The sequence below is a fragment of the Paucidesulfovibrio gracilis DSM 16080 genome (genome assembly GCF_900167125.1).
Classification (GTDB): Bacteria; Desulfobacterota; Desulfovibrionia; order Desulfovibrionales; family Desulfovibrionaceae; genus Paucidesulfovibrio; species Paucidesulfovibrio gracilis.
Genome location: NZ_FUYC01000006.1, coordinates 48503 through 60837, shown reverse-complemented (window position 1 = coordinate 60837; position 12335 = coordinate 48503). Strand labels below are relative to the sequence as shown.

Here is a 12335-nt window from a genome sequence, read left to right as displayed (position 1 = left end):
CGGGCTTGCCGCCCGCTTGAAATCCCGCCACAGGAAAGGAAAACGCGTCCGGCCGAATCAGGACGTCGGGGCTGTGTCGCCCCCGGCCTCCCCCTCCGAATCCTCGACCTCCACGTTTTCAATCAAAAATTCCCGACCCGAGACCACTTCATGCCCGATCTCCTGACCGCATTCCGGGCATTCCGCAAGCATGGCGCTCTCGGCCTCGAACTCTTTTTTGCACGAAAAGCAGCGCAATATCAGCGGTGTTTCCCGCACCTCGATTTCGCACCCCTCGAATTGCGTTCCGGGGGTGAGCGCTTCCCAGGCGAACAGCAACGCCTCGGTAACCACTCCGGCGAGCTTGCCGTTTTGCAGCGTCACCTTGGTGATCTTCCCCAGGTTCTGCTTGGACCGCTCGTCAGCCAGTATGTTCAATATGCTATCAATAAGCGACATTTCATGCATAGCACACGGGCTTACCTCAAAAACAACAGTGCCGCAAGGCATGTACAACGCCCCGGTCCATATTTTGGAACGCCGAACCAAAAAGAACCCCGGACCGCACGATCCAGGAAAGAATGTTCCGGGTGCTGCGCTCTTGACGAGTGACACAAATCCGGGTTTGTATGAAAAATAGAGTCATGGAAGATACCCGCGACGACTTCGCCCGGCCGCCAGTCGCTCGGACGGACCCCGTTGCCCGGCAACACCGTCACCCCGCAAGGAGAAAACGTCATGTACGTCGGACTCAAGATGCTCAAAAACTTCGTCACGGTCACCCCCCAAACCCTGGTCAAGGACGCAGAACGCCTGCTGGAGGAGAACCGCCTCTGGAAGCTGCTGGTCATGGACCAGGGCAAGCTGGTGGGGTACGTGCGCAAAAGCGATATTGCCCGCGCCCTGCCCAGCCTGGTCACCTCCCTGGACCGCCACGAGCTGAACTATCTTCTGGCCAAGCTGACCATCGACAAAATCATGCGCACCAACATCGAGGTCATCACTCCGGACGTGGAAATCGAACTGGCCGCCAAGCGCATGTCCGACGAAGACCTGGCCGGCCTGGCCGTGGTAAGCGAGGATGACGAACTATTGGGCTACATCAACCGCAATGTCATGCTGGACGTATTCGTGGAAGAAATGGGCATGCAACAGGGCGGCTCGCGCATCACCCTTGAGGTGGAGGACCGCTCCGGCGTGCTGCACGAAATTTCCGGGGTCATCAAGGAACTGGGCATGAGCATCATTTCCACGGCCACGTTCTACCACGACAACAAACGCGTGATCGTGGTGCGCGTGGATTCGACGGACCCGGCACCCGTGGCCGAGGCGCTCGCGGCCAAGGGCTATCGCATTGTCGGCCCGCAGGATTTTGAACAAGAATGGCGCTGAAGCGCTTCTTGTCTCCAATCCCGATTTTTTCCCTGGTATACGATGCGGGGAGCCTGTTGCCGGCTCCCCAATGCATTTTCACATCCATCCCACACCACGCCGCAACGGGAAACGCACTCCAATGCGTTACAAAAGATAACAATACCGCATTTTATGCGATTGCAGCGCCGTCGCAAGAGCACGAAACACAGACGAAATGCCGTACGGCACGGCAACCAGTGCAGCAGTAGCATCCCCCAGCGCAACAGTCCGCCATGATCCGTACTAGGGTCCGTGTTCCACCAAACAGTTTGCGCAAATCCACACATTCCCCTACAAGAGATTGTTTCCTCCACATGCAACCCTGGGGAATGTCGCCACCATGTCCAACGACCAATTGCGCTACGAGGCCGCTGAATCGCCGCCGCTTCCGCTTTGCTTGGCCCTGGCCCTGATCCATGTTCTGATCATCTTTGACGGCATTCTCTTCATTCCCAACGTATTGGGCAAATCACAGCTCATTGCCGGGGACACGCTGCGCTTCATCACCTTCGGCACGCTGATCACGGCCTCCATCTTCACGTTTCTCCAGAGCCGACGTCCATTCGGCATCGGCACGGGCTTCATCCTGTTCACCGGTTCCTACAGCGCCTTTTTGATCTGCACCCTGGACGCGGTCAAGATGGGCGGCGTGGAACTGGTGGCCACCATGACCCTGCTCACGGTACCCATCATTTTTCTGTATACGTTTTTCATCCGGTTTTTTCGCCACATCATCACCCCGGCCATCGGGGGCGTGGTCATCCTGCTCATCGCAGTTTCCCTGGTACCCATTGGCCTGGAAATCTGGGCCGGAACCGGCAAAACAACCCCGGATCTGACCCTGGTCAAACTCGGCATCGGCGGCGTGACCGCGCTGCTGCTCACCGTGTTCATGCTCTTCGGCAACGTGACCTTCAAGCTCTGGAGTCCGGTCATCGCCCTGGCCGGCGGATACATCACATCCGCACTCTTCGGGCAACTGCACTTCACCCACACCATGGCCGCGCCCTGGTTCGGCCTGCCGCCCATGGTCTGGCCCGGCATCGAAACCAACATCTCGGGCCTGCACGTTCCGCTGATCCTGGCCTTTGGCATGGCCATGCTCGCCAGCATGATCGAAAGCACGGGCAACATCATGCTTGTGCAACAAATCTCCCAGCGCAATTTCCGCCGCGTATCCTACGACGTGATCCAGGGCGGGCTGTATTGCGACGGTCTCAGCAAGGTGGCCTGTGGTCTGCTCGGTGCGCCCGTGCCGTCCATCTACTGCGACAACCTGCCCTTGATCGAAATAACGGGCGTGGCCTCCCGGCGCATCGGCGTTTTCGGCGCGGCCATTCTGTTTGTGCTGGCTTTTCTGCCCAAGGCGGGCGGATTCATTCTGGACATGCCCGGCCCGGTGCTGGGCGGCTTTCTCATCGTCATCGCGTCCCTGCTCTTTCATGCCGGATTCGGCCTGGTCCGCGTGAATAAACTCAGCAACCAGCACGGCATCATCCTGGGCCTTTCCCTGACCATGGGCCTGGTGGCGGAAAGCGGAACCTACTTTGGCAACGCCGTCCCCGAAGCCCTGGCCCCGCTCCTGCAAAACAGCGTGGCCGTGGGCGGATTCACCGCGTTCCTGCTCAGCGCCCTGGCCTACTTCATGCCCAAAAAATCCGTGCAGGGTACACTCAAGGCCGAGCTTGCGGAATTGCCCAAGCTCCATAAAATCCTCACTGAAAACCAGCGCAAGCTGGATCTCGACTCCCAAAAGCTGAATACGCTGATCCTGTGTTGCGAGGAAGTGTTTTGCCACATGATCAGCAGCGGCAACGGCGACAAACAGCGCTCCCTGACCTTCCGGGTCAGCAAGACCGAACAGGGCATCTTTACCGAAGCCGTGTGCGGCCACGCCATTGACGATGTGAACAACTTCGCCGTGCCGGAACACTTTTTCAGCGCCCGGCCCGAGGAAATGCAGCAGCTGGGCATGCTCATCTTTTCCAAATTCGCCAAGGAAGTGAAACAGCTGGATATATCCGGCTATTCGTTCATATCCTTCCTGATTTGACCAAAACACCGGGCAAAACGCCCACCATGTATTGATTCCCGATTGTTCTCGATCGGTTCCTGGGGTATTGTGGAATAAACATCCGCACCCGGCCGCACGGGCGGCCGCGTCGAGGGAGGACCATGTACTACCACGACCTGGAAACCGAATCACCGGAACGGCGACGCAAGCGCAAATGGCGCGCCCTGCATACCCTGCTGGAAAAGGCCTGGCTGTTTTCCAACGAATTCAAAACCCGCATGAACGACGCCGGTCTGTCGGAAAAGGATGTCCGCACCCCGGAAGGGTTTGCGGCCATACCGCCCCTGCGGAAAAAAGATATCATCCGGCTCCAGGCCGAACACGGGCTGGATTGGATGCTCACCCGTGAACTGGGCGAACTGCGGCATATCTACCAATCCCCTGGTCCCATCCTTGACCCGGAAGGAGCGGATTCAGACTATTGGGGATGGGCTGAGGCCTTTTATGCCGCGGGCTTCCGGCCCCGGGACGTGGTGCAGATGACCTTTTCCTACCATCTCACCCCGGCAGGGCTGATGCTGGAGGAGCCGCTACGGGACATCGGCTGCGCTGTGATCCCGGCAGGCCCGGGCCAGACCCGGACACAAATCGACATAATGACCCGGCTGCCCGTGACCGGGTTTGTGGGCATGGCCAGCTTTTTGCGCACCATTGGACGCAAGGCCGTGGCCCGGGGGCTGGATCCCCGGCGGGACTTTTCCCTGCGGACCGCGTTCGTGGCTGCGGAAAAACTCACCCGCTCCTTGCGCACCGAGGTGGAGGAAACATTCGGCGTTACGGTCCGGCAGGGGTATGGTACGGCGGACGTGGGCTGCATCGCCTATGAGTGCGATCAGGCCGAAGGCATGCACCTCTCGTCCCGCGCCCTGGTGGAAATCTGCGATCCAGGTACGGGGCAGCCCCTGCCTCCTGGAGAAATGGGCGAAGTGGTGGTCACACCCTTTACCGGGGAATATCCCCTGATCCGCTTGGCCACGGGCGATCTGTCCCGCGTGATGGAAGAGCCTTGCGCCTGCGGCCGCACGAGCTTTCGTCTGGAAGGCTGGCTGGGCCGCGTGGACGACACAGCCAAGGTCAAAGGCCAGTTTCTCTACCCGGACCAAGCCTCCACCGTCATGGAACAATTCGAGGAAATCGACTGCTGGCAACTTGTTGTGGCCAATCCGGATGGGCGCGACACCCTGACCTGCCGCCTCCAACTACGGCCCGATGCCGAGGAACTGGACCGGGGCAAATTTGCCCAGGCTTTTCAGGAGTGCTGCAAACTGCGGCCCGCCGTGGAGATCATCACGGTCCCGGCAAAGGATGCTACTCAGGAATCGGGCGGACTGGACAAAAAAAGTCCCCGACTTGTGGATCAACGGCAATTCGATTCCTGACCGAAGCCGCGAACAAAAAAAGGGGCGGCACTCCTTGTGGAGACCGCCCTTTTCTCAGGCTATGATACATTCGCGACCTTCTGCTGCCGAACCGTTTCGGTGCAGGGACCGCGTCGGAATCAGCCGCACCCACCCGTGGAGCAGGAGCCGCCGGAGCAGCCACCGCCGCCCACAGGATGCTGGGAATCCACGGTGAATCCGTAATAGGTCATGTCGATGCGAACATCCCCGGTCTGGGTGAACAGCTCTTTTTCAATGAGCACGTCATACCCTTGGGATTCGAACTTCTCGTCGTTGTCGTTTGGCTCATCCAGAGCCAATGAGAGCTTTGGACCAGCTCAACCGCCGGAGGCAAGGTACACCCGGATGGGTTGCTTATCCTTGCCTTCAAAATAGTTGTCGAGCTGCTGACTCGCAGCCGCGGTAATCTCGATCATTCGTGATCCTCCTTATAGCTGTTGAGAGTGGAAAATAAGAACTCGTATCAGCTTTGTCAATGACGACCGAAACGGTTGACTTCAACGGAACAGCGTTCGCCGCGAAACCGCGCCCTCTGGATATTGACCGGCCATGCCTTGTGCGCTACTCCTTGCCTCGACCACGGCGGGGGCTTACTCACCCCGCTTCACAACGAGGACGAACGGCAATGAAAACCAAAGACAGAATCCTGGACATCGCCCGGAGCATGATCTCCGAAATCGGATATCACGGCACCACCACGGCGGCCCTGGCCAAACGCGCCGGCATTTCCGAAGGCACCATCTACCGGCACTTTGAAAATAAAGAAGCCATTCTCCTGCAAATCCTGCAGGAGCTGGACGATAAATATTCCGAGTTCCTGCAAACCCTGCGCTCCGCCCGCGACGGGGACCACGGCACCATTGAGCGCATCCTGCACGGCCATGTCCGCTTTGCCTCGGACAACCTGGCCGACCTCAAGATCGTGCTCAGTTCCTACGCCCTGCTCTCCCCGTCCAAGCAATCCATGACCTCGGTCATCGAACGCATGCACGAATTCTTCACCGAATGCATGACCCGCTCCATGAACATGGGCGTGATCCGCGAGGTGGACGTGGACCCCACGGCAAAAACCCTGGTGGCGCTGCTGCTGGGCGTGATGCAGCTCAAGGTCTACTGGCCGGACATGGACAGCGACTTCGACCCCGAGGCCGTCCAATTCGTGCGCCGGAGCCTGGTTCCGAATCTCTGATGTCCGGCATTCCGGCTCCCCCTGCGGCCCGGATTTGACATTTTGCTTCCCGCACCGCAAAACAACCTTTTTCCATCTGCAAAAGGGGAAGTGATCATGGAAGAATGCGGCACCATCCTCTCGTCCAGGGACATGGAACGCACCCTGGAACGCCTGGCTTCCGAAGTTTCCGAGCGACGGGGCGACGATGAACGCCTGGTACTCCTGGGCATCCAGCGGCGCGGCGCGGACCTGGCTCTGCGGCTCAAGGCACGCCTGGACCGCTCCCTGGGCCGCGACATTCCCCTGGGCAAGCTGGACATCAACCTCTACCGTGACGACTGGACCACCCTGAACATCCAGCCCAGCATCAACCGCACGGAGATCCCGTTCGACATCGAAAACACCAGCATACTGCTCGTGGACGACGTGCTCTACTCCGGCCGCACCATCCGTGCCGCCCTGGAGGCCGTGCTGGACTATGGTCGCCCGCGGCGGGTGGAACTGCTGGTGCTCATCGACCGCGCCGGGCTGCGCGAGCTGCCCATCCAGGCAGATTATGTGGGCAAACATGTGGTCACCCACGGCGACGAGCATGTGGATGTGCGCGTTGCCGAACGGGACAGCGAAGACAAGGTCTGCCTGGTGACCCCAAAATAACCGGGTGTTGAACAATCCTTTTACGCAGGCCGTTTCCGATTACGCGCGATGCGGGAAAAAGGAATCCGGGACCGAAGCGGGCGCAATGCTGCGCAGGCGGCCCGATTCCTTATGATCCATCCGGCATCCCGCTCCACGGCCTGCCAAGTCCGCACGGGACCGCGCCCCTTGCCGGGCCGAATCCCGCGCCCCGGAGTATGACAACGTGCCTGAAACCGACATCGAAACCCGCTGCGTGACCCTCGTGGGCATTGCCGGAGCCGGTAAGTCCACGGTGGGACGCCTGCTGGCCAACGAACTGAACTGGGCACATGTGGACACGGACCAGCTTCTGGAGGCGTATTACGCCATGCCCTTGCAGGATCTGCTGGACAGCGTGGGCCTGGAAAAATTTCTTGAATTGGAAGAACATCAAGTCGCCAACCTGGGCATACAGCGCTGTATCGTCTCCACCGGAGGCAGTGTGGTCTACGGCTCCCGCGCCGTGGAACGCATCCGCTCCCTGGGTCCGGTGGTCCATCTGCACGTGGAACCGGAAACCTTTGCCGCACGCGTGGACGCGGCCCCCAACCGGGGACTGGCCATTGGCGGCAAAACCAAGGCCGAGCTGCACGCCGAACGCCTGCCCCTCTATCGCCACGCCTCGGACGTGGAATTCGCCACAGACACCCCCGCGCCCGAAGAAACCGTGCGCCAGATCCTGCACTGGCTGGACGCCGAACACCAAATCAGGCCATCACGATGAACAAATTGACTCCCAAGGCAGCCTTTCGCAAGCTCGCCGCTCTCTACGACCGCATGGTCAGCGCCTATGACGAAGCGGCCCAACACGTGGGGCTAAGCTGTGAAAACTGTGAAAACAACTGCTGTACCAGCTACTTTCAACATCATACCTACATCGAATGGGCCTACCTCTGGCAGGGCATGAACCAACTGCCCCAGGAGCGCAAGGATACCTATCTGCAACGGGCCGAAGAATACGTGGCCCGCGCCCGCAACGACCTGGCCGCTGGGAACCGCCCCAGAATCATGTGTCCGCTCAATGACGACGGACTTTGCGGCATGTACCGCCACCGGCTCATGATCTGCCGCATGCACGGCGTCCCCAACAAGCTGGTCAAACCCAATGGGGCGTGCATACAATTTGCGGGCTGCTACCGCACCCAGGAACTGACCAAAGACCGCGAGGATGTTTTTGTGCTGGACCGCACCCCGCTGTACCGCGACCTGGCGCAATTGGAGATGGGCTTTTTGGGCAACAAGATCCGGCAACTGCCGCGGGTGGACCTGACCCTGGCGGAAATGCTGGTCAGTGGTCCGCCGTCGTTGCACGGGCCCGCAGGTAGGTAATGAAGTCGTCAATACCCAGCAGCCGGGCATTGACGTATTCCTCCGCATACTCCGCAAAGGTCAGCTTCCGACCGTACACGGGATAACGCGTGCTCTCATCCGCAAAGGCCAGTCCCCAATGGGCGGCCACCACGGGATGCACGGGCATGCGGAATTCCGGATGCAGCTCCGGCACCAGCGGTTCCACACCGCCGTCCGGTTCGGCCACGTCCAACAGCCGCAAAACCTCCCGGGCCACATGGCAGAGCAGCTCATGCCCCGGATGGTTGACTTGGTTCAGGAGCAGACGCTCCCGAAAATGATCGCAGACCCAGTCCACGTACTTGATGGGCGTGAGCTGTTCCTTGGCTCGTTCCCGGGCCAGGGACTGATTCGTGACCCGCTCGATTTCCGCGCCGGGCAGCACACGGCCCCGCAGAAAGACGCGCAGCAAGTCCGTTTTTGGCAATCCTTCCCGCAGCAATCTGTCCAGGACGACATGGGAGGATTCAAACGCCCCGCCGCCCCGCCAAAACGGCCAGTACAACCGAAAAAACATGCTTGGGATCGCCACGCTCCCGGCACCTGCCGGCAGGCGTTCCAGCAACCGGGCCGAGGTCAGCTCTCCCCAGATCGCCTCATCCCGCAAGGGCTGATACAAAAACACGGCGCACCGCGAAAGGTCCGCTTCCGGCACTGGTTCGCGAATATAGTTGGTATACAGACGCACCTCAAACAGATCGCCGAATCCGGGTACGCGGCGCAAGCATTCGGCCAGTGGTTCGCCCTGGCAATTGGCATGGATGAGGCAAAGCGGTTTGTCGGTCATGGGTTGTTGCATTACGTTTTTTCCGATTCGGCTCTGAATCCGGCGAATCCAGTACCATCTTCCAGGCTTCCGCCATCCAGGACACGCCACACCAGCGAATTGCATGTTTTCCACGGTCTGACAAGCCCGCACCCGCCGACACGACATCCGGTCTCCCGGATTGCCAAGCCGTATCGCACCGGTGTACATCCTCGGCCATTCAACACATCAGGAGAACACGTTATGACGGATTCCTTGCGCCAACTCTTGCACTCCATTTCCCCGGCTGACCCGGCCCTGCGCGAACCAGGTCAGGCCCGGCTCGACAACCTCACCAAGCCCAAGGGCAGCCTCGGCCGCCTCGAGGAATTGGCTCTCAAGATGTACATGGCCCGTGGGGGCGAAGCCCCGGCCGCTGATCCGGCCCGCATCTTCACCGTGGCGGGCGACCACGGCGTGGCCCGGGAAGGAGTCAGCGCCTTTCCTCAGGAAGTGACCCGGCAGATGGTGCTCAATTTTCTGAACGGAGGCGCAGGCATCAACGTGCTGGCCCGCACCGTGGGCGCGGAGCTGTACGTGGTCAACGCGGGCGTGGCCGGCCCGCTCTTTGACCAGCATCCGGACCTGATCCAGTACAAACTTGGGGACGGCACGAATAATTTTACGCAGGGTCCGGCCATGGACGAGACCACCTGCGAACGCGCCCTGCTATTCGGCGCGCAACTCGCGGACCAGGCCAGGGCCGACGGCATCCGTACCCTGCTCACCGGGGACATGGGCATTGCCAACACCACCCCGTCCACGGCCCTGTATTGCGCCCATCTCGGCCTTAAACCGCAGGACATCACCGGTCCGGGAACCGGCCTGGGCAGCGAGGGCGTGGCCCGAAAGATCGACGCTATCCAGCGCGCCCTGGCCGTCAATACCGACGCCGTGTCCAGCCGTGACCCCTTGCGCGTGCTCGCGGCATTGGGTGGATTCGAGCTGGCGGTGCTGGCCGGGCTGATTCTGGGCGGTGCAGCCAATCGACAGATGATTCTTGTAGACGGGTTCATCTCCACGGCGGCCTATGTTTCGGCCTGGAAATTTTGTCCGCATGTGGCGGATTACGCCGTACTCAGCCATAGTTCAGCGGAGCCAGGGTATGCTGCGGCCGTACGCGGACTCGGCGGGGATCCCCTGCTGGATCTTGGCTTCCGGCTCGGCGAGGGGACTGGTGCGGCCGTGGCGCTCTTCCTGCTGCGCTCGGCAGCGGACATCTTCAATACCATGGCCACGTTCGACGAGGCCGGCGTCGCTGAAGGCGACTAGCCCCGCAAAATGCAAACCGCCCGGCCGAACGCTCGACCGGGCGGTTCATGTCCCAGGAACCTTTGATTCAGACATCACCAAGGTTCCCTCCCACGGCCTGCACCAGATTTCCGCTGGCATTATACGTGGCCGTGGCCTCCACAGACACCAGCTTGGACGCGAGGGACGGGTCCGCCATGACCTGACGCTGCAACCTGGCCTTGCGAATGTCCTTCATCATGTCGGCTTGCCCGCTCCGATCACTGTTCGTCGGAGTCTGGGGTACCGGGGTGGATACGCTGTTCAGTTCCATGAAGATACCTCCTTGTTCTCCTTGGCCGGCCTTGGTTCCCCCGCCGACCTCTGCATGCTGTATCGGATGAGCCGCAGATTTCTTTAGGCATATTCGCCAACACGATATTTTACCCTACCCAACCCGCTGATCTCGCCTGAAAAATTTGTATAAAAATTTTTTGACAGACGCCCGTACCCCGGCCCGGCAAGGCAGAAGCGGCAATGTCCCGAGCAAACGGCGCACCACAACAGTCGGCCCCCCAAGGCAAGCATCTGCCGCTGGAAGGGCCGGAAAACAGTGGAAAGGAAAAAGAATCTGGAAAAACAGTCAGAACACCGGAGCAGAGCCAAACCTACCGCGCAGCGGGAGACAGAAAGCACGCAGCAATCCGCATGGCCGCTTTCCGGATCCATAGGCCGGGGCGTACCGAGCTTCCGAAACCTGGCCACGCAGGGCATCCACGCTCCGAAAGTTCAGGCCATATACTCCCGGCCATATACTCCCGGCCAAGTGCTCCCGAGCCGATGCGGACCTACCCCGGGGGCGCTACAGGTCGCGCACCGCGTTCCGGTCCGGGAATCGCTCTGCACGGGATTGCTGCATGTGCCTTCTTTGCCGGAGCAAACGATCCCGACGCGCCGGATCAGTCCCGTCCGTAGACGCGGTCCAGAATCTCCTTGCCGCCCGCGTCCAGAACGCGATCCGCCAAACGGGTGCCGATGTCCCAGGCTTCGGACTCGTCGCCCTCCTCCACCATGCGGATGGGGTTGGTGCCGTCCACGTCGGCCACAAATCCAGTGAGCCGCACCCGGCCCTGGCCCAGCCGTTCGGACCAGGCCGCAATGGGAACCTGGCAACCGCCGTCCAAGCCGGTGAGAAATCCCCGCTCCGCCCAAACATGGATGGAAGACTCCTTGTGGTGCATGAAGGCGATAGCCTCGCGCACCTCGGCATCCTCGCGGCGGTACTCAATGCCCAGAGCGCCTTGGGCCACGGCGGGCAGGAAGTGGGGCGGTCCCAGCTCCTGCATCTTGGGCGCACTCACTTCCAAACGCACCAGACCGGCCGTGGCCAGAATAATGGCGTCGTACTGACCGTCCAGGAGCTTGCCCATGCGGGTTTCCAGATTGCCGCGCAGGGTTTCCACCTTCAGGTCCGGGCGCATCGCCAGAATCTGGGATTGGCGGCGCAGGCTGCTGGTTCCCACCACAGCGCCCTCAGGCAGTTCGTCCAGCCCGTCGTAGCGCACGGAACACAACGTATCCGTGAAGGCTTCCCGCTCGGGAATAACGTCCACCACCAAACCCTCGGGCAGTTGCGTGGGTACATCCTTCATGGAATGCACGGCGATGTCGGCCCGGCCGTCCAGAAGGGCTTCCTCAATCTCCTTGACGAACAATCCTTTGCCGCCCACCTTGGCCAGTGGAACGTCCAGAATCTTATCGCCTTTGGTCTTGATCTTGAGGAGCTGGACCTCCAGCCCGGCATGACGCTGACGCAGGAGACTGCTGACGTGCTCCGCCTGCCACAGGGCGAGTTTGCTGCCCCTGGTGGCGATGACAATGCTCTGCATGAAACAAAATCCTTACGGGTTTGGTGAGTTCGAAACGGCCCGGATCAGCCGCAGGAGGAACAGTTGCCGCCGCTGCATCCGGCGCAACCGGCACTGGAGCCGATACCGCGATACTGGGGCTTGGATTCGGCGGCCTCGCCACCGTCAGAGGCGGGCGCTCCCCCGCCGGTCTTGAACCCGCAGCGGGAAATAAGTTGCTGTGTGGCCGTGGACCCGCATTCCGGGCAGGTTACGGTCTCGTCCGCGCCGAGCACGATTTCCTCAAACTCTTTGCCGCAATCCCGGCATTGAAACTCATATATGGGCATAAGAACCTCCGATGCAAATTGACTCCGGTTGTGTCCAC

At 60.6% G+C, this 12335-nt stretch carries 14 protein-coding genes; 8 read left to right on the top strand and 6 right to left on the bottom strand.

Going from position 1 to position 12335, the window contains the following annotated elements:
- Positions 1-57 precede the first annotated feature (57 nt).
- Positions 58-438: a hydrogenase maturation nickel metallochaperone HypA gene (locus B5D49_RS08240; RefSeq protein ID WP_268802029.1), complete on the bottom strand. Its 381-nt coding sequence runs from the start codon at positions 436-438 to the stop codon at positions 58-60.
- 279 nt (positions 439-717) lie between these two features.
- Here B5D49_RS08240 and B5D49_RS08235 point away from each other — a divergent pair, with 279 nt between their 5' ends.
- The 3 genes from B5D49_RS08235 to B5D49_RS08225 all read left to right on the top strand — a co-directional run bounded on the left by B5D49_RS08235 (position 718) and on the right by B5D49_RS08225 (position 4845).
- Complete coding sequence (locus tag B5D49_RS08235; RefSeq protein WP_078717212.1) at positions 718-1371, top strand: CBS domain-containing protein; 654 nt, start codon at positions 718-720, stop codon at positions 1369-1371.
- 361 nt (positions 1372-1732) lie between these two features.
- Positions 1733-3445 (top strand): uracil-xanthine permease family protein, encoded by a 1713-nt coding sequence (locus B5D49_RS08230; protein WP_078717211.1) that lies wholly within the window; start codon positions 1733-1735, stop codon positions 3443-3445.
- A gap of 122 nt (positions 3446-3567) precedes the next feature.
- Positions 3568-4845, top strand: coding sequence for a phenylacetate--CoA ligase family protein (locus B5D49_RS08225; RefSeq protein WP_078717210.1), 1278 nt, complete (start codon positions 3568-3570; stop codon positions 4843-4845).
- Between the two features lie 119 nt (positions 4846-4964).
- Here B5D49_RS08225 and B5D49_RS15040 read toward each other — a convergent pair whose 3' ends face one another.
- Complete coding sequence (locus B5D49_RS15040; RefSeq protein WP_078717209.1) at positions 4965-5282, bottom strand: IscA/HesB family protein; 318 nt, start codon at positions 5280-5282, stop codon at positions 4965-4967.
- A 209-nt stretch (positions 5283-5491) separates the two neighbouring features.
- Between B5D49_RS15040 and B5D49_RS08215 the strand changes: the two genes are divergently transcribed.
- From B5D49_RS08215 to B5D49_RS08200, 4 genes are all read left to right on the top strand, one after another.
- Positions 5492-6055, top strand: coding sequence for a TetR/AcrR family transcriptional regulator (locus tag B5D49_RS08215; protein WP_159447174.1), 564 nt, complete (start codon positions 5492-5494; stop codon positions 6053-6055).
- 96 nt (positions 6056-6151) lie between these two features.
- A complete protein-coding gene (pyrR, locus tag B5D49_RS08210; RefSeq protein WP_078717207.1) occupies positions 6152-6694 on the top strand; it encodes a bifunctional pyr operon transcriptional regulator/uracil phosphoribosyltransferase PyrR in 543 nt (180 codons plus the stop codon).
- Positions 6695-6899: 205 nt separating this feature from the next.
- A complete protein-coding gene (gene thrB, locus B5D49_RS08205; RefSeq protein ID WP_078717206.1) occupies positions 6900-7439 on the top strand; it encodes a homoserine kinase in 540 nt (179 codons plus the stop codon).
- A complete protein-coding gene (locus tag B5D49_RS08200) occupies positions 7436-8044 on the top strand; it encodes a hypothetical protein (protein ID WP_078717205.1) in 609 nt (202 codons plus the stop codon). The genes thrB and B5D49_RS08200 overlap by 4 nt, the downstream gene beginning before the upstream one ends.
- Here B5D49_RS08200 and B5D49_RS08195 read toward each other — a convergent pair.
- Entirely contained in the window at positions 8004-8864 is an 861-nt protein-coding gene (locus B5D49_RS08195) for a WcbI family polysaccharide biosynthesis putative acetyltransferase (protein WP_078717204.1), read from the bottom strand. The genes B5D49_RS08200 and B5D49_RS08195 overlap by 41 nt on opposite strands.
- Positions 8865-9074: 210 nt before the next feature.
- Here B5D49_RS08195 and cobT point away from each other — a divergent pair, with 210 nt between their 5' ends.
- Positions 9075-10142 carry a nicotinate-nucleotide--dimethylbenzimidazole phosphoribosyltransferase gene (cobT, locus tag B5D49_RS08190; RefSeq protein ID WP_078717203.1) on the top strand — a complete coding sequence of 356 codons (1068 nt, stop codon included), beginning with the start codon at positions 9075-9077 and terminating at the stop codon, positions 10140-10142.
- A 67-nt stretch (positions 10143-10209) separates the two neighbouring features.
- On the opposite strand, the gene B5D49_RS08185 is transcribed toward cobT, so the two are convergent.
- The 3 genes from B5D49_RS08185 to B5D49_RS08170 form a co-directional block, all read right to left on the bottom strand.
- Positions 10210-10434 (bottom strand): hypothetical protein, encoded by a 225-nt coding sequence (locus tag B5D49_RS08185; RefSeq protein ID WP_078717202.1) that lies wholly within the window; start codon positions 10432-10434, stop codon positions 10210-10212.
- Between the two features lie 625 nt (positions 10435-11059).
- Complete coding sequence (hemC, locus tag B5D49_RS08175) at positions 11060-11989, bottom strand: hydroxymethylbilane synthase (RefSeq protein WP_078717200.1); 930 nt, start codon at positions 11987-11989, stop codon at positions 11060-11062.
- 44 nt (positions 11990-12033) lie between these two features.
- Positions 12034-12297, bottom strand: a complete 264-nt coding sequence (locus B5D49_RS08170; protein WP_078717199.1) for an FmdB family zinc ribbon protein — start codon at positions 12295-12297, stop codon at positions 12034-12036.
- Positions 12298-12335: the final 38 nt, after the last annotated feature.